Raw genomic sequence first — 19,556 nt, 5'->3', positions numbered from 1 at the left:
AAGGAGGCCGCGTGGCCAACGACCAATCAAAGACGCTCGCCGTCGACGTCATCGCCCGGGTGGACAAGCTTGAGAAGGCGATGGAGAAAGCGAAAAAGGTCGTAAACGACCGGTTTAACGACATCGAAAACCGCGGCAAGAAACTGACGGAGCGACTAAACGCTTCGTTTGCCGGCATCGGTAGCGGGATCAAGGGTAACTATCTCGATTTTTTCAAGGGAATTGGCGCGGGTGCTATCGCTGCACTGGGGCCTATTGCGCTGGTGGAACAGGCGCTGAAGGCGATCGACAACGCGTCACACTTGGTAGACACGGCCGACCGCATTGGTTTGACAACCACGGCGTTGCAGCAGTTGTCGTTCGGCTTCTCGCAGGCCGGCGTCGAGGCCTCTGAATTTGAATCCGCAATGGATAAATTCTCGAAGAATATCGGCGAAGCCGCGACAAGCGGCGGCCACCTGGCTGAAATCCTGAAGGCCAACGGAATCGCGATCCGCGACCAGAACGGCCATATCAAAACGTCCGAGCAATTGCTCGCTGACTATGCGGACTTGATCAAGAACGCGGCGTCCGAGCAAGAAAAAATGCTCTTGGTCACCGAGGCTTTCGGCAAGGGTGGCGCTGCCATGCTGGTCGGTCTCAACGATGGCGCGCAGGGCATCGTCAACATGAAAAAGGCCGCCGACGACGCTGGCGGTGCCATAGATGAGCAATTGCTGCGGCGGGCCGAGGAGATGGGCGACCGTTGGGACGCCGCATGGCACCGCTTCGCGGTCAGTTCGCAGTCGGCAATCCTCACCGCCATCGAGGGCATGGATGGCCTCAATAAAATATTTTTGGAACACGAACAGCGGAAAAACGCAGCGCTTGGCGGCGCTCTTGTCGGGTCGCTCGTTGGTAAGCCCGGAGACGTGCTTACGGGTTTGGGCAAAGGTGACAAGCCCGGAGCGGTAGACGTTCGCATTGCGCAGGCATTCGGCGGCGAGGTTACCAAGGCGGATGACGCATTGGTTGCACAACTGAAGGCCCGTTACGGCGATGCCAGCCGCAAGGCCACGATCATTCCGCCTAGCGGAGGCGGCGGCGCGAAAAGCTCCGGATCCAAGTTTACGCCTAAAACCGCCAACGATCGATTTGCGGAGGATCTCCAGACGGTCCGAGATCACACTGCGGCGCTGAACGAAGAAATCGCAACGCTCGGTCTGTCATTCGAGGCGCAGACCAAACGCAGGGTTGCACTCGATCTCGAGCAAACCGCGCTCAAGCAGGTTCGCGAGGAAGCTCGCAAAAAGGGCGATGCCGACTGGCAGAACGTGCAGCTTTCGCCTGCCCAGGTCGCCGCTATTAATTCGGTCTCGGATGCCTATGCAAAGCAGGCTGAGGAGTTGCGCAAGGCGCAGGGAATGCAAGCCCTGCAGCGCGATGTGCTGAAGGGTGTCTTTGATGATCTCCGCGGCGCGTTGGACGACGGTAAGTTGGACTGGCAGGACTTTGCCAACATCGCTGAGAGCGCACTCGACAAGATCATCGACAAGATCGAGAACGATCTGATCGATTCCATCATGCAGGCCAGCAACGCCGGCGGCGGTGGTGGTATCCTTGGTAGCATCTTGGGCATGTTTACCGGTGGCGGCGGGTCATCTTTCAATCCGACGCCGGGCGGATTCGCCCAGATGCTTGGCATTCCCGGCTATGCGAACGGCACGGATAACCACCCAGGCGGTTTTGCGATCGTTGGCGAGCGCGGGCCTGAGCTTCTGAACCTGCCCCGCGGTTCGCAGGTGATACCGCGCGTGCCCTCGATACAGGCCGTAGGCGGCGGCCGCGACCAGGCGGTAAGCGTCAGCTTCAATCCGACGATCAACATGCCGAACGCCCAAAAGGGCGCAGGCGATGAGGTTACGGCAGCGCTGAAAGCGTACCAAAAAGACTTCACCATGAACGTCGTCAAAGCGCTGCGGGAAGCCAAGCAGAGGGGAATGACTTAATGGCTATCTACCACGATGGCACCGTTGCGGTGCAGAAACACTCCGTAGCCGTGACAGGAACGGGACTCTGTGGTCCCACTTGCCGGGAGGCTTGTTCACGTATCGCGGCCTAGCGGTTCCTATCGCAAGCATTGAAAGTGATGCCTCGTTGCCTCTCAGAGTCGAGCGGTGCAGATCGCCTATGAATACAGCGGATCCTTCGTTCGCACTGAGCCAATGATGGCGGCTGGTTTTGCGGCGCTGGGACTTGGCGAAGCTGAGGTGGACGCCTTCTTTGTGGCTGCGGCCGAGATTTAAAGCCTTGTCGCCGCCGGTAGGCCGACCTATTCTACCTGCGGCATGCCGGATCGGGCGTGCTGGTTTTGGAAAGCCGGAACTTGACGCCTTGAGTTCGGAGCGCGTCCTGGCGTAGTCGCTGAGGCGCGCTTTTTACGTCCGCAGTTTCTTTTTGCGGGTCAGTTCCATCAGATGCATGGACGTTTGATAATCGGAATGGCTCTGCCATCTTGTGCCCCGCCGCGGCTCGGCCGGAGCGGCCCGCATCGTGTCTAAGATGGCCTCTATATCGCGTTCGGTGAACAGCAGTTTCCTACCGGTCACCATGCACAAGCCATGCCGTCGCGCTATTTTCGCAACGCCGCGGTTGGTTAGCCGAAGGCGTTCCGCAGCTTCTGTTAGCGTGTAGACTTTGTCATCCATGCCGCGATGGAATACATGGCTCTTCTAGGGAGTCAAGCCATTGATCTCATTACCAAATACCAATTTGGTAAGGCCACAAAACGGGTAAGCAACTCAAGCCGCAGCTAATACGGCGCATCTAGTGCATCCTGCGATTTCCTTCGTTCCCGTACCAGGTATCCATGGGCGATTTGGGATCGATATGCCGGCCGATCGATTTCAAATACGCGACGATCTCAAGCAGCAAAAAATCACGATCTCCGAACTCTTCCTCGATCCTCTCCAGCTCCTCCTCTGCCGCGTCCTGCTCCTCGAATTCGCCGAGGACGTACATGTCATCCCCAATGGCGCAGATATCGCAACCGGCCCTAATTACGCGATCGACAAAAGCAGGGATCTCGCTGGCCTTCATCAGCCGTTGCGTGCGCGCCATTTGTAAATCCTCCTTGCTGGCGTTTGGCTGGAAACTGCCAGAGCTCCGCGCTCCATGGCAACCTGTGGAGTTGCACAGGTTGTCTGGCCTGATCTAGCGCAGCTTGACGCCCGTGCCGTTAATGAACTCGACGCCGGCCGCCTCGAGCGCCGCGCGAATGGCCGCAATTGTACGAGGCTTAAGCTCCTCGCCTTTCTCAAACCGGGTTATTGTGTTTGTCGACACATCGGCCAATCTCGACACCTCTCTGACCCCAAGCAGGAGTGCGGCCCTGGCCATTCTGCATTGTGCTGGCGACATAATCGCTTCTCCGTAGCGAAAACGCCTTGACGTGGCGATTTCCAGTTGTATTGTTTACATAGTAGCGAAAACGCCACTATGAATCAACGAGGAGCCTAGAATGAATGCGATGACAGTTAATGTGGAAGCGGTGAGCGTGCCACACTTTGCCCTTCGCCAGTGTGTAACGGACGGCGAGTGGCTTGGGCACATCCTGGCTGGCCCGTGCGGTCGAGGCCTCTACGTTGTGGAGCGCATCTATGATGACGAAGCAGCATTTGTCATCGTCCACGGCAGCCGGCTCGTTCCTGCGGCGCTTGCCGCCGACGAGGAGTACCTGGCCGGCGAGATTTTGCTGGCCGCCTGAACGCTCTACGATTCGCGAACGACAACCCCGCTTCGGCGGGGTTTTTCGTAATGTGAGGTGTGACGACGAATGAGGGTTTACGAGACCCGGCATTGCCTATTGAGGGACGGGCAAATGCTCCGCCGTCACCAGACCCAACCTTCTCGCAGTCTGCAGGTTCCACGTAGAGTGATGTACAACGGAATCAGTCAGCCCCGCAGCGGCGGGGCTTCTTCATCGTAGCTGGCTACAATGTGGCTAGAAACTTTATAGCCACCTCTGGGGGAAGCAGCTAAGTCGTTGTTTTGTTTGGTCGGAGTGGCCGGATTCGAACCGACGACCCCTTGACCCCCAGTCAAGTGCGCTACCGGGCTGCGCTACACTCCGGACCGCGCAAAGCCATATATTTTCAAGGGGTATGGTGCAAGCGTTAAAACGGCGCGTTGGACCGGAAAAGTCGCGAGGCATCCGGCCTTGTCGGCGCAACGCCAAGACGGTATGGCTTGCCCAATACCGATAAGAAGGATTGCGCGTGGCAAATTCCTGTTTTTTTCTAGCGGCCGACGCCAACTATTTCCCATATGCATGCTTGGCGGCGCGCAGAATTCTGGACGTTTCGGGAGACGCAACGCCAGGCTTCATCCTGCATTTCGGCGCACGCGATGCCGATATGCGTGTTGCTGAACGCCTGCTGAAGAATCGCCTTCGCATAATGGACGTGTCGGCGTTGTTTGCGCAGGCCGGTCATACTTTCCGGCCAAGCAATGTCGGCACTTTTGTTCGGCTTTTCGCCGACCAACTGCCTCAGTTCGCGGACTATGACCGCATCGCCCATGTTGATTGTGATGTCCTCTTCAATCGGGATATAGGTGACCTGTTGGGCCAGACACTTCATGCCCCATTGTTGGCCGCCCATGACGATTATATGTACTTCCGCCCGGGCTACCGGCACAAATTGTCGATGCAGCCGGGAGCGCCTTACTTCAATGCCGGCATCATCGTCTTCAACATGCCGCTGGTGCGTGAACAGGGACTTTTGCACCGCGCCAGAGATGTCGCCGTTGCCGGGCAGATGAACGATCAGAACGCGCTGAACATCGTCTTCGAGGGCAAGTGGCAGACGATGCATCCGAACTGGAATTTGATGTCCAACGATACGAAGGAATTTCGGTTCGCCCAAGCCTATGCCCGGCATTTCGCCGGCGGCAAGCCGTGGGGGAGCCAGGTCGACGTGGAACTTGAGGCGCTTGCCGTCTGGCGCGGTCTGGCAAGGGATACGCCCTGGCTCCAGCCCTTCCGGCAGCGCATTCCCTTCGAGCGAGGCGTCATGAGGCGATTCGCTCGCAGGTTCGACGGCATCATGGGGATGTTGCCTGACAAGGATCGGTATCGGCGGCGGGCAAGGTATGATGGGAGCAAGGTGCATAGGATATATGCCGAGCATGCCCTTGCCGGTGCGATGGCCGTGCAATTTCCTGAAATACTCGGCGGCTTCGCTTGAGACATTCGCGACTTTGATCCGTAAGGCGCAGGGCAGGAGAATTAGACTGTGTCGCAAAAGCCATGCTTCTTTTTCGCCGCCGATCAAAGGTATTTTCCGTACACCTGCTTGGCGGCGCGCCGTGTGTTGGATTTGTCCGGCGCCGTCGACGGCTTTATTTTGCACACCGGCGTCATTCCCGGTGACGACCGGTCTGCCGGTGAGCGTTTGCTCGATGGGAGGATCGGCATCATCGACGTGACGAAATTCATGGAGGCGACGAACTTCAACCGTGGAACGCATCCCACCCTTGCGACCTACATCAGGCTGTTTGCCGATCAATTGCCTGAATTCGAGCCATACGACCGCATCGCCTATTCAGACGCCGACGTGCTTTTCAACCGATCGATAGCCGATCTCTGCAGCACCCCGCTCAATGCACCGTTGCTGGCCGCTCACGACGAGCAGAGTTACTTCGATGCAAAGTACAGGCAACATCTGCCGATGCAGCCTGGAGCGCCGAAATTCAACGCCGGCGTTCTTCTCTTCAACATGCCCCTGCTCAGGGCTGAGGGGCTTCTGGAGCGCACGCGGCAGCTGGCGTCCGAGCATGTCTACGGAATGGATCAGGGCGCATTGAACGTGGCCTTCGAAGGCCGATGGCAGACGATGCACCCGTTCTGGAACGTGATGACCAACTACAGCAGCCAGCTCCCTTTCAGCAGGTGCTATGCGCGGCACTTCGCGTGGGGCAAACCTTGGGAGCCTCGGCCAGTCGGTGTCGAGGTCGACGCCATGGCTGTCTATCGCGACCTGGCGAAAGGCACCCCCTGGGCCGGACGCTTCAGCCGCAGCTGGCCGGTCAAGAGAGGGTTGATGAAGAATTTTGGCCGCAAGTTCGATGCCATCAGCGGCATCTTGTTGAACGACGAGAAGCGCAAACGCAGGGCGCGGTTCGACGCCGAAAAGGTCAGCGCCATCTTTGCCGATCACGCCAACAAATCGATGCTGGCAGTGCGGTATCCCGAGCGGGTGACCGGTATCGCGAGATAGAAGAAATCGTCGGTCGCAATTCGTTCCGAAGGCGAAGTCATCCGAACTCGGCGGCTTTCCCATCGGTTCGGATTGCAGCCACCGCCCGCAACCCGCGCTGATGCCTGTATTCCAGCGCGATCGCGCCCCAGATCAGGCCGAGCAGCAGGTAGACATGGCGCCAGTGGTCGATGTCGATGAAGGTGCCGAGCCCGATATTGCCGATGAAAGCGACGTAGGCGCAGAGCAGATAGGGCTGCCATGGCCGGTCGCGCAAAAGGATGCGGAAGCCGGCGGCGATCGTCCACAGCGTCAGCGACAGGAACGAGACGAAGCCGAGCCAGCCATAATCCATCAACGTCTTCAGCCAGATGTCGTGCGTGTCTTCGCCAAAAATGGTGCCGAACACCAGCGGGCCGATGCCGAGCGGATATTCGAGCGCCATCTCGAAGCCGATCGTGTAGCGGGCGAAGCGGCCAAGGCGCGCCGTGTCGTAGCTCTGTTCCAGCTGGGCGCGGCTGGAAAACATCTCGCCGACGCCGGGCAGCTGCAGAATGACGATCATGGCGACCACCAGCAGGGTGACGGCGGCAATGGTCATGATGATGACGCGCAGCCGGAACTTGCCGCTGTTGCTTTGCAGGAACAGGGCGCCGGTGAGCAGGATGGCCGAGACGGCGAACATGCCCCAGGCGCCGCGCGAGAACGAAAAGAAGATGCCCGCGGTGATGATCAGCAGCGGCACCGCCAGAAGCGGCATGCGCGCGATTGAGCCGGTCAACAGCAGATAGAGCAGATAGATGCCGGGCAGCACCAGGAACGGCCCGAACACGTTCGGATCCTGGAAGGCGCCCTGGGCGCGGTCGTATCTGGTGAAGATTTCAGCGCCCGGGAAAGCGTGGAAATAGCCGGCAATGCCGAGCAGCGAGGTCACCACCGCGGAGACGACATAGGCGATGAAGATCAGCCGGTAGAGGCCGGGCTGCACCGCCGTCACCGACGAGAAGAACACCGCGGTGAACGCGAGAAACAGCGAGACGGCGAGATAGAGCGGTGTGTTGGCGAGATCGGCCATCTGCGTCATGGCAATCATGCCGCCGATGTTCATCGTGATCAGCAGCACGAGCAGCGGCACGGCGGCGCGCGATATGCGCAGGCCAAACAGCACCCACACCCCGATCAGCCCGAGCATGAAAAGATCGTAGGGCGCCGGTTCGTCGATGACGAAGCCTGACAGGAAGACGCCGAAAAACACCGCGCCGGAGGATATCAGCCCGATCAGCTTGGCATTGACCGCAGCCTGCGGCACATCATGGGAAATCGCGCTCAATAGGCGTTTTCCGTGTTGAGCAGCCGCAGCGGCGTCATGAGCAGGATGCGCAGATCGAACAGCATCGACCAGTTCTCGATGTAATAGAGGTCGTATTCCGTGCGCATGCGGATCTTCTCATTGGTGTCCATCTCGCCGCGCCAGCCATTGATCTGCGCCCAGCCGGTAACGCCGGGCTTGACCTTGTGGCGGGCGAAATAGCCGTCGACCACCTCATTGTAGAGAAGGTTGTGCGACTGCGCGGCAATCGCATGCGGGCGCGGACCGACCAGTGACAGCGTGCCGAACAGCGAGTTGAAGAACTGCGGCAGCTCGTCGATCGAGCTCTTGCGGATGAAGCGGCCGACGCGGGTGACGCGCGGATCGTTCTTGGTCACCGTCTGCTTGGCGGTCGGGTCGGAGCGGTCGGTATACATGGAGCGGAATTTGTAGACTTCGACGATCTCATTGTTGAAGCCGTGCCGCTTCTGCTTGAACAGCACCGGACCCTTGCTGTCGAGCTTGATGGCGATGGCAGTCGCCAGCATCACCGGTGAAAACAGGATGATGCCGATCAGCGAGAAGACGATGTCGAAGGCGCGCTTGGCGACCGAATCCCAGTCGTTGATCGGCCTGTCGAAGATGTCGAGCATCGGCACCGAGCCGATGTAGGAATAGGCGCGCGGGCGAAACTGCAGCGCGTTGGAATGCGCCGAGAGCCGGATGTCGACCGGCAGCACCCACAGCTTCTTCAGCAGTTGCAGCACGCGCGTTTCGGCAGTCAGCGGCAGCGACACGATCAGCATGTCGATGCGCGCGATGCGGGCGAATTCCATCAGCTCCGAAATGGTGCCGAGCTTGGGATAGCCGGCCACGATCGGCGGCGAGCGCTTGTCGCCGCGGTCATCGAAGATGCCGCAGATACGGATGTCGTTGTCTGGCTGCTTCTCGACCGAGCGGATCAGCATCTCGGCCGCCTTGCCGCCGCCGACGATGACGGCGCGGCGTTCCATGCGGCCGTTGCGCGCCCAGCGCCGGATCAGCTTCGACATCACCAGCCTGAGGCCGAACAGCAGAAGCAGGCCGACGACAAACCAGGTGCCGAACAGCAGACGCGAATAATCCTCCGACATTTTCATGATGAAGGCCGTCAGCGCCATCAGCGCGAAGGTGCCGGCCCAGACCATCAGCACGCGGCCGAGATTGGAGATCGGTCGCATCAAGGCGGAGATCTGGTAGCAATCGCTGACGTCGAGCAGCACCACGGCCACGAATGACGCCGCGGCAATGGTCAGCGGATATTGCCAGGCGAGATAGTTGAAGAAGCCGACAAAGTGGAAGTAGAGCGCGAGCCCCGACAGGAACAGCAAGCCGAATTCGCCTATGCGCAATACGCCGCTGACCATGACCGGCGACATCGTATCGCGCCGGTATTGCGAGGCGACCTGGCGGGCAACACTGTTCATGCCGCCGGGCGTGGGGCTCTCGGCAGGACTGTCGAATTTGTGCACCGCATCGGCCGAAAAGCGGCGCGTGGGGTCGGTCTCGTTCATCGGGTTTCCCACAAGCTTCCGCGATGACGATAGCAGAAAGAGAGCTAAAAAAACCTTGAGACAACTTGTGGTTTTGGAGGGTCGTCTATCTGTTAAGCGCGGCGAAATAGGCCTTTTCGATTTCGGCGGCCATCACATCGGCGCCGAATCGCGCCTTGAGGCTGGCCGTATCGGGCATGACGCGCCGGTAGGCGTCGAGATCGCGCAGCGCTTCACCCACCTTGTCGCCGAGTTGGCGCGGATCGGGACGGATCAGGGCAGGGGATCCCTCACCGAAGATTTCGGGAATGCCGCCGACGGCCGTGGCGATCATCGGCCTGCCGGCCGCTAGCGTCTCCAGAACGATATAGGGCATGGCTTCCGCGCGGGAGGGGACGACGACCAGATCGGCCAGCGAAAATGCCTCCCTGGCTGGCATAGGCGGCAAGAAGCGGACCTGTTTTTCGAGGCCCAGCCGTTTCACCTGCGCATGGTAGCGCGGCAGGTCGTCGCCATCGCCGACCATGACCGCGGTCAAGCGGCGCTCAAGCTGGGACCCGGCCAGCACCAGCGCCTCGATGAAAATGTCAGGCCCTTTGAGGTCGCGCATCATGCCGATGTAGAGCAGGTCGGCTGCGTCGGGCTGTGCGACCACCGGTTCGAACTCGGCGGCGCGCAGGCCGTTATAGACCAGCGTGTTCGGGATAGGCGGTTCGCCGACCTTCTTGCGATAGGTGCGCCGCTCATAGTCGGAGACGAACAGCAGGCAGTCGGTGAAGCGCGCCATGAAGCGCTCGAGCGCGAAGAACAGCTTCCCGGTCGTCGTCGTTTCGTCATAGTGGAGGGAGCCGCCATGCGGCGAATAGAGGCGGGCTACGCGAGACCTAGATACCCGCAACAATGAGCCGAACAGACGGGCATAGGCGCCACCTTTGGCGCCGTGCCCGTGCAACACGTCCGGCCGCAATTCCTTGATGATTCGATAGGTACGCCAGGCCGAGGCGAAGTCGCCCGGCCCGACATGGCGCTGCATCGGCGTGCGATGGATGCCGAGCGCCAGGCTGTCCTTCATCTGGTCGAACAGGCGTTCCTCGTATTCGCCGCCGGTGGTCGAATCGCAGACGATGCCGACAACATGTCCGGCGGCGAGCTGGGCCTCCGTCAGGTCGCGCACATGCCGGAAGATCCCGCCGACGGGTGAGCGAAAGCAGTGGACGATCCTGAGCTGGTCCGCCACGTTGATGTCAGAACAGGCGTTCGCGAACGTAGACCGTGTCGCCCGGCAGCAGCGGATCGGAGGTAACCACCCGGCCTGTCATCACCTTGCCGTTGATGTCGCGGGTGATGTCGACGCTTTCCTGGTTGGCGCGCGGCGAGAAACCGCCGGCAATCGCGATGGCCTTCTGCACGGTGAGGCCCGGCACGTAGGAATACTGGCCGGCGGCGCCCACTTCGCCCATGACGAAGATCGGCCGGTAGCGATCGATCTCGACCGACACGTCGGGGTCGCGCAGATAGCCTTGGCGCAGTTTGTCGGCGAGCGCTTTTTCCAGCTGCTGGGCCGTGTGGCCGCGCGCCGGCACCGCGCCGACCAGCGGGAAGGACATGTAGCCGGACTGATCGACACTGTAGGTGTTGGTCAGACCGTCCTGTTCGAACACGGTGACGCGGACACGGTCGCCGGCGCCGAGCCGATAGGGCTGGTCGAGTACCTCGTGGAAGGCCGCCGGCGTCGGCCGGTAGCTGGAGCAGCCGGCGAGCATCGACACGGCCAGCAGAGCGCGAAACAGACCAGCAGCGCTTTTCATGATCGGACACACACCTTCGTCGCTATGGCCGCCAGGACACGGCGGCAAACCTTAAGGATCTGGGTTCGTTATCATCCTGTTAGGGTTAATGGCCGGTAAAGGGACGCGGCCGATTTGGCGGCAATCGACAAAAAGCCGTATAGTTTTGCTGGCTTTGTTTACCGGATGTCAGCAAACCCTAACAGCTGCTTACCGCGATCTTAACGGCTGAGTTACCATAGTTGTTTACGCTACCATCTAGCCTCATGTCCGGAGCAGGAATGCATGTCCGACCAGTCCGCGGCCGCAGATGTCGATGTCGACCTGAGACAGCTCTTCGCCAGCCTGGCGCGGAACTGGCTGCGCATTCTTGTGATCACGCTTCTCGTCACTGGTCTCGCCTTCGCGTTCGCGTGGCTTGCCACGCCGCATTATAAGGCCACGACGCAGCTGAAAATCCAGTTGAGCGAATCGGCCTATACGCGGCCTGCCGGCACCAATGAAGACGACAAACCTGTGCTCGATGCGGAAGGTGTAGCAACCGAGGTTCAGGTCATTTCCTCGTCCGACATTCTCAAGCAGGTGGCTGCCGACCTTAAGCTGGGCGACAAGCCCGAGTTCAACTATGCGCTCGGCATGTCGCCGGTCACCCGGCTCCTGGTCATTGCCGGGCTGAAGAGCGATCCGGAAGAAATTCCGCTCGAAGAGCGCGTGCTGACGAAGATGCGCGACAAGCTCAATGTTTATGGCGTGGAAAAGACCCGCGTCATCGCCGTCGAATTTTCCTCTGAAGATCCCCAGCTTGCCGCTGACATTCCGAACGCCATCGCCAAGGCCTACCTGGCCTATCAGGCGGACGCCAAGACCAAGTCGAACGCCGCCGCGACCGCCTTCCTCGGGCCGGAAATCGACGATCTGCAGAAGCAGGTCAGGGATGCAGAGGCCAAGGTCGCGGCCTTCCGTTCCGCCCAGTCGGACCTGTTGATGGGCGGCAACAATTCGGTGCTGGCGACACAGCAATTGTCCGAGCTATCGACCGAACTGTCGCGTGTGCGCGCCAGCCGCGCTTCGGCCGAGGCGACGGCCGAAAGGGTGCGCCAGGCTTTGCAGAATGGCGGTTCGCTGGACGCTGTACCCGAAGTGCTGTCTTCCGATCTGATCCAGCGGCTGCGTGAGCGTCAGATCGAGCTCAGAACCAACATCGCCGATCTTTCCACCACCTTGCTCGACAACCATCCCCGCCTGCGGGCGATGAGGTCGCAGCTTGCCGATCTCGACGGCCAGATCCGCAACGAAGCGCAAAAAATCATGCGCGGGTTGCTGACGCAGGCGCAGACCGCCCAGGCGCGCGAAAACCAGCTGATATCGGACGTCAACAAGCTGAAAGCGGCGTCGTCGCGGGCCGGCGAGGAGCAGGTCCAGCTGGATGCGCTGCAGCGCGAGGCGAACGTCCGGCGCCAGCAGCTTGAATCCTATATGGCGAGCTTCCGCGAAGTGTCCTCGCGCAAGAATTACCTGCCGGTCGATGCCAGCGTGTTTTCCGAGGCGCGCGTGCCGTCGGAACCCTATTTCCCCAAGCTCGTGCCGATCGTCGGCGCCGCCTTAGTCGGCTCGCTGCTGCTGATGTCGGTCATCACGCTGCTGCAGGAGCTGTTTTCCGGCCGCGCCATGCGTCCGGCCCCAGGGGCGCGCTTCGAGCGTATCGAGCAGGTTGCGATGTCGGCAATGTCGGCGCCGGTCGTCCACCCGGAACCGGCTCCTGAGGTCGTGGAAGTGGACGATCAGCCGACGACCGTGGAGTCTGAACTGGTGCCAGAGCCCGAGCCGGCTCCTTCAGTGCTGGAAGGAGCAGCGGCTGCCGGTTCCGAACCGCAAGCCGAACCTGTCCGCTCCAGCCTTGGCGAGATCGATGTCGAGAAGGCGGCGGAAAAGCTGATCGCCAGCGGTGCTGCGCGCGCCATCTTCGTGTCGCCCGAAGGCGATGAGGCGGCTGCATCGGCAGTGCTGGTAGCGCGCGAAGTCTCCGACGCTGGCCTGCGCGTGCTGCTGCTCGATCTCACGGCGTCAGGTGCCGCCTCGCGGCCGATGCTGGACAGCGGACTTTTCCCCGGCATCACCAATCTGCTGGCTTCGGAAGCGCAGTTCAGCGACGTCATCCACGCCGACCTCTATTCGGACTGCCATGTCGTTCCCGTCGGCACCGCCGATCCGGTTCGCGCCATGCGCGCCGCCGACCGGCTGCCGATCATCATGCAGTCGCTGACCACCGCCTATGATCTGGTCATCGTCGAATGCGGACCGGCCGATGCGCAAGGCATCAGCCGACTGGTCGGCGACAGCACCGAGGTCTTCATGTCCATGCTGCAGGCGGACGATGAGGTGGCGCAGGCCGCCGTCGAGCTGATCGAAAGCGGCTATCCCGACCTCACTCTGGTGACGCCGATCGGCCACGAGACGCCGGGTAACCCCGTGCCGGGACGACGTAGCGCCGCCTGAGACATCAGACAATTCGACTTAGGCGGCGCTACTACGGATCGGCTCGTCCATCGCCCGCCGGCTCCCGAAAAACCAAGCCTGTCAGTCGGCGCCGGGATCTACCCCAACTCCAGGGTCGTCACGCCAAATATTCGGCGCGAGTCGACCTTCGGAGGCGGGCCCTTGTACATGCGCGTGGTGGTGAAGGTCGGGCTGAAACCAATTGCTGAAAGCGCCGTGGTGAAATCGAAATTTTCGGCAGGAACGTCGATATGCAGGTCGCCACCTTCGCATGCGGCAGCCAGACTGCCCATGAGCTGCATCGCCGTCTCGGTGTCGTCGGCAAACAGCGGGCCGATCTTGTAACCCGAACGGCAGGGACGAGCCACGGCGTAGCCTATGGTGCCGAGTGAACTGATCGCGGCGAACCCGCAATGCGGCGGCTGCGCCCAGCGGTGCAGGAAGGCTCGTCGAGGCGCGGGGAAACAGCGGGCGTCATAGACGATGATGTCGGGCACGAGTTGCGTGGTTATCATGCGCACCCCTTCGCTTCGGACGGGCGGGGTCGCGATACGGCCGCTGAAGCGGATGGTTTCGTACGCCGAGCTGAATCCCGTGCGGCGATAATTCGCCAGCTGCGCGGCGACCCCGTCGAGGCCGACCGTTCGGCCGGCCAGCCTGGCCATGCCCGCATTCCAGACTGCTTTGCCATGGCCTTTGCCGCGCATGTCTGGTCGGCAGATGTAGAGACCGATGAAACCGAAGTTGCCGCCATAGGCGACAGCCGAGATGGCGGCGGTCATCTCGTTGTCGACAAAAGCGCCGATGAACCCTTCAGGATCGGTTGGCCGGAACGCGGCGGCATCATCAAGGCCAGGGTTCCAGCCTTCAGCCGCCGCCCAGTCGATGAGAACGGTCAGTTCCGGCGGAGACAATGCGCGGACGGTAGGCTTCATAGCGTTCACTCCGCGGCGACCACCCCCGGCGAGAAGGATTTCAGCACGCCGCGATAGGGCTTGGCCAGCGGACTGGCATAGGAGCCGCGCTTCGAGGTCGACAGGCCCAATGCGATCAGCGCCTCGGCCTGTTTGAGGGCGGCGCCGACGCCGTCGATGACGGGCAGGTCGAACTCTTGCTGCAGCCGGTGTGCCAGGTCGGCCATGCCGGCGCAGCCGAGCACGATGGCCTCGGCGCGGTCTTCCGCTATGGCGCGGGCGATCTCGGCGCGCAGTTTCTCGACAGCGCCGGAAGCAGCGTCTTCAAGCGAGAGTACGGGAATGTCGGCGGCGCGCACGCGGGCACGCCCGGCCATGCCGTAGCGGTGCACCAGCCCCTCGACAGGGACACGCGAGCGTTCGGTGGTCGTCACCACTGTGAAGCGCTGGGCAATGTAGGAGGCGACACTGAGTGCGGCCTCGCAGATGCCGATGACCGGAATGGAGGCCATGGCGCGTGCCGCATCCAGGCCGGTATCGTCGAAGCAGGCGATGATGGCGGCCTGAGCCCCGGCACGTTCGCCGGCGGCGATCTCCATCAAAAGGCCGGGCACGGCCAATGCCTCGTCATAATAGCCCTCGATCGAGGCAGGACCCATCGAGGAGGTGACCGCGATCACCTCGGTCCCGGCGCCGGCAACGGCGCGCGCCGCCGCCGCGATCGTCTCGGTCATGCTCGCCGTCGTGTTGGGGTTCACCACCAGTATCTGCACGATCAAACCCTGGCCCGCTTGCGGCCGACATAGAGGATGGCGCCCAGTGTGGCCAGGATCACCAGGAAGGAGAACACGGTGGTCACCGTGCCCAGCGCATAGAGCACCGGCGTCGTGACATTGGTGGTCATGCCGTAGATCTCGAGCGGCAGCGTGTTGAAGGTGCCCGACGTCATCAGCGTGCGGGCGAACTCGTCATAGGACAGCGTGAAGCCGAACAGGCCGACGCCGATCAGGCTCGGCGCGATCATCGGCAGCACGACATGGGCGAAGGTCTGCCAGGAGTTGGCGCCCAGGTCACGCGCTGCTTCCTCATAGGCGGGCGAGAAGCGGTTGAAGACGGCGAACATGATGAGCACGCCGAAGGGCAAGGTCCAGGTCAGGTGCGCGCCGAAGGCCGATGTGTACCAGGCCGGGCGGAAGCCGACCTGCTGGAAGACGACGCCGATGCCGAGCGAAATGATGATCGAGGGTACGACGAGGCTGGCGACCGCCAGGTAGAACAAAGCGGTGGCGCCACGAAATTTTTGCCGGAAAGCGAGCCCTGCCAGCAGCGACACGACGACGGTGACGATCATCACCATGAGGCCGAGCACGAGCGAGCGCTTGAAGCTGCCGCCGAAATCGCCGACCGCCTGGCGCTCGAACAGATTGGCGAACCAGTGCAGCGACATGCCATTGAGCGGGAAGGTGAGGCCGCCGGTCTCGCCTTGGAAAGAAAGGATCAGGATCGCCGACAGCGGGCCATAGAGGAACAGCACGAACAGAGTGAAGAAGACCGCAAGCACATAGAAATCGAGGGTGCGTTTTTCGTGGCTCACCTCAGAGCTCCTTGCGGATATCGACGATGCGCAGGATGCCGGCGACCATCAAGAGCACCAACACCAGCAACACCACGGCATTGGCGGCGGCTGCGGGATACTGCAGCAGCGACATCTGGTTCTTCATCATCAGTGCGACCGACGCGCTCTGGCCGCCCGACATCACCTGCACGGTGGAGAAATCGGCCATCACCAGCGTGACGACGAAGATGGTGCCGATCGCCATGCCGGGCTTGGCCAGCGGGATGACGACGTTCCACAAGACCTGCCAGCCGGACGCGCCGGCATCGCGCGCGGCCTCAACCAGCGAGCGGTCGATGCGCATCAACGTGTTGAAGATCGGCGTTACCATGAACAGCGTGTAGAGATGCACCATGGCCAACACCACGGCGAATTCCGAATAGAGCAGCCATTCGATGGGTTTTGGCACCAGCCCCAACTGCACCAGCGCCGAGTTGATCAACCCGTTGCGGCCAAGCACCGGGATCCACGAGATCATGCGGATGATGTTGGAGGTCAGGAACGGCACCGTGCAGACAAGGAACAGCACCATCTGCATGGCGGTGGTGCGGATATGGAAGGCGAGGAAATAGGCCACCCAGAAGCCGATGAACAAGGTCAGGGCCCAGACGATGGCAGCGAATTTGATGGTGCTGAGATAGGTCTTCCAGGTGACCCATGATCCCAGCACGTCGAAATAGTTCGTCGTCAGGAAATCCGGATACATGGCGGCGAAGTCGTAGTCCCAGAAGGAGACGACGGCGATCATGATGATTGGCAAGAGCAGGAACGCACCGAGGATGACCGCCAGCGGCGCCGATTGCAAATAGGGCGTGACGGCGCCAAGGGAGACGCGGCGGCGTCTGGCGGGCTTGGCTGCTGCGATGGCGGGGCGTTCGAGCGCGACTGTCATTGGGAAAATCCTCCGCGTGATCGCGATGACTTGCGATCCTTCGCGCCCCCCTCTGTCCTGCCGGACATCTCCCCCACGAGCGGGGAGATCGAACTCTCATAACGGCCTTCGCCAAACTCCAACGTTGCTAACGAAGAGCCGGCCATGACGCTGCCAATCTCCCCCCAAGTGGGGGAGATGTCCGGCAGGACAGAGGGGGGCGCGAAGGATCGCAACATCACAGTGAACGCGTCCGCTCTACGCCGCGATGAATTCGTTCCAGCGCTTCACCATGTAGCGGTCCTCGTCCATGACCGAGTTCCAGCAGGCGACTTTGCCCATACGCTCTTCGAACGAGCCGCCGTCGCGCACGGCGCCGGCCTTTTCCATGACGGTGCCGTCCGGCGCCTTGATCTCGCCCTTGGCCGGCTTGCCTTCGATCCAGTAGCCCCATTCGTCCTCGGACATGAACTTCTTGGCCGAGACCATATTGGCGGAATAGTAGCCCTGGCGGTTGAGATAGCCGCCGACCCAGCCCGACGTATACCAGTTGATGTATTCGTAGGCGGCGTCGAGCTCGGCGCCCTTGAGATGGGCGGCAAGGCCAAGGCCGCCGCCCCATGAGCGATAGCCCTCCTTGAGCGGCTGGAAGCGGCATGCGATGCCTTTGGAGCGCACGGCAGCGACGGCCGGCGACCACATAGACTGGATGACCACTTCGCCCGATGCCATCAGGTTGACGCTCTCGTCGAACGACTTCCAGAAGGCGCGGAACTGGCCGGCCTGCTTGGCCTTGATGAGGAAGTCGATCGTCTTGTCGATCTCTTCCTTGGTCATGTTGCCCTTGTCGGCATATTTGATGTTGCCTGTGGCCTCCATGATCATGGCCGCATCCATGATGCCGATGGACGGGATGTTGAGGATCGCGGTCTTGCCCTTGAAGGCCGGGTCCATGATGTCGGCCCAGGTGGTGATGTCGCGGCCGACGAGGTCGGGCCGGATGCCTAGCGTATCGGCGTTGTAGATCGTCGGCACCATGGTGAACCACTTGGTCGGCGCCTTGGCGAAGGTCTTTGAGTCCTGCGCTTCGACATAGCCGACCGTGTGCGGCGCGGTGCCCTGGGCAATGATGCTGTCGGGCGTCAGCTTGCCGGTTTTGAACAACGGCACCAGTTCGTCGTAGTATTTAAGCTTACTGACATCCATCGGCTGCAGCACGCCGCTCGGGAACACCTTCTTGCAGATCCAGTATTCGATGTCGGCGATGTCATAGCTGTCGGGCTGGGTCACGGCGCGCTGGGCGGCCGCGTCCGAATCGGTCGCCGTCATTTCCAGCGTGATGCCGAGGTCGGCCTTGCACTTGTCGGCGATCGCGTTCAGGTTCGACACGCCGGTGCCGAACTGGCGCAGCGTGATGTTGGACTGCGCCCAGATGGTCGGGAAGCCTGTAATGGCGCCCGAGCCTGCGGCGAGGCCGACGGCGGCCGCACCTGTCTTGAGCAACGAACGGCGCGAAATTCCGGTCTTTGTTTCTACTGTTTTTGTCATTCTTATTTCCCTGTTTTTGTTTTGCTTCGTTGAATTCATGAATGAAGGCGGCCGAGGACGATGGCGTCCTCGGAATCCCAGGCGAGCGGTACGGCGTCGCCAAGGGCGACGGGTTTGGCGAAGAAGTCGGAATCGTCGATGATAACGGTGAAATCGTCGATGCCGCCGCCGGTGACCGACAGCTTCACCGTGGCGCCGCGATATTCGATGTTGGAGACGATGCCGGTGAAGCCGAGGCCGGGAGAGGGTGCTTCGCCGATGCGCACATGGTCGGTGCGGATGGCGATGTCGATCGGCGTGCCCACCTCCTGGCCCGCCTCCCGGCCTTGCCCGCGGGCGGCGAGCGAGGCGCCACCATTGACGTCGAAGACGACCATGCCGTCGCGCGCGCCGGTGACCCGGCCGGAGATGACATTGTGGTCGCCCATGAAGCGCGCGACGAAGGCGGTGGCCGGCCTTTCGAACACATCTCGTGGCGGCGCAGCCTGTTCGATGCGGCCGTCATTCATCACCACGATCAGGTCCGCCAATGCCATGGCCTCCTCCTGACTGTGGGTGACGTGGACAAAGGTGATGCCGAGCGAGGTCTGCAATTTCTTCAGCTCGGCGCGCATGCGTATCTTCAGGAACGGGTCGAGTGCCGACAGCGGCTCGTCGAGCAGCAGCGCCTCGGGATCGGTGATCAGAGCGCGGGCGAGTGCAACACGCTGCTGCTGGCCGCCGGAAAGCTGCGCCGGCCGGCGCGTCGCATAGGCCTCCATCTGCATCAGCTTGAGCATGTCGAGCGCCTTGGCACGGCGCTGCTCCTTGTCGACGCCCTTCATCTTCAGGCTGAAGGCGACATTGTCGACAAGGTCGAGATGCGGAAACAGCGCATAGGACTGGAACATCATCGCCGTGCCACGCTTTGCCGGCGGCAGGTCGGTGACGACAATGTTGCCGAGGCGGACATCGCCCGACGAAATGCTTTCGTGGCCGGCGATCATGCGCAGCGTCGAGGTCTTGCCGCAGCCGGAGGGGCCAAGCAGGCAGCAATAGGTGCCTGCCGGTATTTTCAGGCTGATGGCCTCGACGGCAGTCGTCGTTCCGTACACTTTCGAAACGGAGACGATGTCGATCTCGGCGGCTTTGGACATTCAGGCTTCCCCGTTTGGTCGCATTAACCAATGCATTATGCGTGCCAATCGGCGGCAATCGGCCCAAGCGTTTGAATCGACAGAAAAATCGGGGTTCTTGCCCACTGCCTAG

The 19,556-nt window shown here is 61.4% G+C and carries 18 protein-coding genes and 1 tRNA gene; 6 read left to right on the top strand and 13 right to left on the bottom strand.

All coding sequences use genetic code 11. The annotated features are described in order from the left end of the window. Positions 1 to 11 precede the first annotated feature (11 nt). Positions 12 to 1,988, top strand: coding sequence for a hypothetical protein (locus X727_RS151775; protein WP_023834224.1), 1,977 nt, complete (start codon positions 12 to 14; stop codon positions 1,986 to 1,988). Positions 1,989 to 2,156: 168 nt separating this feature from the next. After that, on the top strand, positions 2,157 to 2,285 hold the full coding sequence (locus tag X727_RS1000000169610) for a hypothetical protein (protein ID WP_023834223.1): 129 nt from the start codon (positions 2,157 to 2,159) through the stop codon (positions 2,283 to 2,285). A gap of 520 nt (positions 2,286 to 2,805) precedes the next feature. Here the strand turns inward: X727_RS1000000169610 and X727_RS0133920 are convergent. Both X727_RS0133920 and X727_RS151780 read right to left on the bottom strand, forming a co-directional pair. After that, complete coding sequence (locus tag X727_RS0133920) at positions 2,806 to 3,099, bottom strand: hypothetical protein (RefSeq protein ID WP_023834221.1); 294 nt, start codon at positions 3,097 to 3,099, stop codon at positions 2,806 to 2,808. Positions 3,100 to 3,192: 93 nt separating this feature from the next. Further along, positions 3,193 to 3,399 carry a hypothetical protein gene (locus tag X727_RS151780; RefSeq protein WP_023834220.1) on the bottom strand — a complete coding sequence of 69 codons (207 nt, stop codon included), beginning with the start codon at positions 3,397 to 3,399 and terminating at the stop codon, positions 3,193 to 3,195. Positions 3,400 to 3,499: 100 nt separating this feature from the next. On the opposite strand from X727_RS151780, the gene X727_RS151785 reads away from it, so the two are divergent. After that, a complete protein-coding gene (locus X727_RS151785) occupies positions 3,500 to 3,745 on the top strand; it encodes a hypothetical protein (protein WP_023834219.1) in 246 nt (81 codons plus the stop codon). 289 nt (positions 3,746 to 4,034) lie between these two features. On the opposite strand, the gene X727_RS151790 is transcribed toward X727_RS151785, so the two are convergent. Beyond that, a tRNA-Pro gene (locus X727_RS151790) sits at positions 4,035 to 4,111 on the bottom strand. 145 nt (positions 4,112 to 4,256) lie between these two features. Here X727_RS151790 and X727_RS1000000166405 point away from each other — a divergent pair. Beyond that, positions 4,257 to 5,225 (top strand): glycosyltransferase, encoded by a 969-nt coding sequence (locus X727_RS1000000166405; protein ID WP_084569958.1) that lies wholly within the window; start codon positions 4,257 to 4,259, stop codon positions 5,223 to 5,225. Between the two features lie 48 nt (positions 5,226 to 5,273). Beyond that, the gene (locus tag X727_RS151805; protein ID WP_023743602.1) at positions 5,274 to 6,257 is read left to right on the top strand and encodes a glycosyltransferase; all 984 of its coding nucleotides are present in this window, start codon (positions 5,274 to 5,276) and stop codon (positions 6,255 to 6,257) included. 37 nt (positions 6,258 to 6,294) lie between these two features. Here X727_RS151805 and X727_RS151810 read toward each other — a convergent pair whose 3' ends face one another. The 4 genes from X727_RS151810 to X727_RS151825 form a co-directional block, all read right to left on the bottom strand. Then, positions 6,295 to 7,566 (bottom strand): O-antigen ligase family protein, encoded by a 1,272-nt coding sequence (locus X727_RS151810; RefSeq protein ID WP_023743601.1) that lies wholly within the window; start codon positions 7,564 to 7,566, stop codon positions 6,295 to 6,297. Beyond that, positions 7,563 to 9,098 carry an undecaprenyl-phosphate glucose phosphotransferase gene (locus X727_RS151815; protein ID WP_023834217.1) on the bottom strand — a complete coding sequence of 512 codons (1,536 nt, stop codon included), beginning with the start codon at positions 9,096 to 9,098 and terminating at the stop codon, positions 7,563 to 7,565. The genes X727_RS151810 and X727_RS151815 overlap by 4 nt, the downstream gene beginning before the upstream one ends. 85 nt (positions 9,099 to 9,183) lie before the next feature. Beyond that, complete coding sequence (locus X727_RS151820) at positions 9,184 to 10,314, bottom strand: glycosyltransferase (protein ID WP_023669389.1); 1,131 nt, start codon at positions 10,312 to 10,314, stop codon at positions 9,184 to 9,186. A 7-nt stretch (positions 10,315 to 10,321) separates the two neighbouring features. After that, complete coding sequence (locus X727_RS151825) at positions 10,322 to 10,885, bottom strand: polysaccharide biosynthesis/export family protein (RefSeq protein ID WP_023669390.1); 564 nt, start codon at positions 10,883 to 10,885, stop codon at positions 10,322 to 10,324. Positions 10,886 to 11,149: 264 nt separating this feature from the next. Between X727_RS151825 and X727_RS151830 the strand changes: the two genes are divergently transcribed. Further along, positions 11,150 to 13,360 carry an exopolysaccharide transport family protein gene (locus tag X727_RS151830; RefSeq protein ID WP_023821110.1) on the top strand — a complete coding sequence of 737 codons (2,211 nt, stop codon included), beginning with the start codon at positions 11,150 to 11,152 and terminating at the stop codon, positions 13,358 to 13,360. 98 nt (positions 13,361 to 13,458) lie between these two features. On the opposite strand, the gene X727_RS151835 is transcribed toward X727_RS151830, so the two are convergent. The 6 genes from X727_RS151835 to X727_RS151860 all read right to left on the bottom strand — a co-directional run bounded on the left by X727_RS151835 (position 13,459) and on the right by X727_RS151860 (position 19,444). Next, positions 13,459 to 14,295 carry a GNAT family N-acetyltransferase gene (locus tag X727_RS151835; protein WP_023834216.1) on the bottom strand — a complete coding sequence of 279 codons (837 nt, stop codon included), beginning with the start codon at positions 14,293 to 14,295 and terminating at the stop codon, positions 13,459 to 13,461. A gap of 5 nt (positions 14,296 to 14,300) precedes the next feature. After that, a complete protein-coding gene (locus tag X727_RS151840) occupies positions 14,301 to 15,047 on the bottom strand; it encodes an aspartate/glutamate racemase family protein (protein ID WP_023682327.1) in 747 nt (248 codons plus the stop codon). A gap of 2 nt (positions 15,048 to 15,049) precedes the next feature. Next, a complete protein-coding gene (locus X727_RS151845) occupies positions 15,050 to 15,868 on the bottom strand; it encodes an ABC transporter permease (RefSeq protein WP_023834215.1) in 819 nt (272 codons plus the stop codon). 1 nt (position 15,869) lies between these two features. Then, positions 15,870 to 16,781 (bottom strand): ABC transporter permease, encoded by a 912-nt coding sequence (locus X727_RS151850; RefSeq protein ID WP_023834214.1) that lies wholly within the window; start codon positions 16,779 to 16,781, stop codon positions 15,870 to 15,872. A 237-nt stretch (positions 16,782 to 17,018) separates the two neighbouring features. Next, positions 17,019 to 18,308, bottom strand: a complete 1,290-nt coding sequence (locus X727_RS151855; RefSeq protein ID WP_023689479.1) for a PotD/PotF family extracellular solute-binding protein — start codon at positions 18,306 to 18,308, stop codon at positions 17,019 to 17,021. 35 nt (positions 18,309 to 18,343) lie between these two features. Then, entirely contained in the window at positions 18,344 to 19,444 is a 1,101-nt protein-coding gene (locus tag X727_RS151860) for an ABC transporter ATP-binding protein (protein ID WP_023689478.1), read from the bottom strand. Positions 19,445 to 19,556 lie beyond the last annotated feature (112 nt).

The sequence above is a fragment of the Mesorhizobium sp. L103C105A0 genome (assembly GCF_000502215.1).
Taxonomy (GTDB): Bacteria; Pseudomonadota; Alphaproteobacteria; order Rhizobiales; family Rhizobiaceae; genus Mesorhizobium.
Note: the sequence above shows the minus strand (reverse complement) of the source record. Positions and strands in the feature narration are given on the sequence as shown.

Coding starts and splice junctions, on each gene's coding strand:
- X727_RS0133920 (WP_023834221.1), bottom strand. CDS start 3,099: ATGGCGCGCACGCAACGGCTGATGAAGGCCAGCGAGATCCCTGCTTTT.
- X727_RS151780 (WP_023834220.1), bottom strand. CDS start 3,399: ATGTCGCCAGCACAATGCAGAATGGCCAGGGCCGCACTCCTGCTTGGG.
- X727_RS151785 (WP_023834219.1), top strand. CDS start 3,500: ATGAATGCGATGACAGTTAATGTGGAAGCGGTGAGCGTGCCACACTTT.
- X727_RS151815 (WP_023834217.1), bottom strand. CDS start 9,098: ATGAACGAGACCGACCCCACGCGCCGCTTTTCGGCCGATGCGGTGCAC.
- X727_RS151825 (WP_023669390.1), bottom strand. CDS start 10,885: ATGAAAAGCGCTGCTGGTCTGTTTCGCGCTCTGCTGGCCGTGTCGATG.
- X727_RS151830 (WP_023821110.1), top strand. CDS start 11,150: ATGTCCGACCAGTCCGCGGCCGCAGATGTCGATGTCGACCTGAGACAG.
- X727_RS151835 (WP_023834216.1), bottom strand. CDS start 14,295: ATGAAGCCTACCGTCCGCGCATTGTCTCCGCCGGAACTGACCGTTCTC.
- X727_RS151850 (WP_023834214.1), bottom strand. CDS start 16,781: ATGACAGTCGCGCTCGAACGCCCCGCCATCGCAGCAGCCAAGCCCGCC.
- X727_RS151855 (WP_023689479.1), bottom strand. CDS start 18,308: ATGACAAAAACAGTAGAAACAAAGACCGGAATTTCGCGCCGTTCGTTG.
- X727_RS151860 (WP_023689478.1), bottom strand. CDS start 19,444: ATGTCCAAAGCCGCCGAGATCGACATCGTCTCCGTTTCGAAAGTGTAC.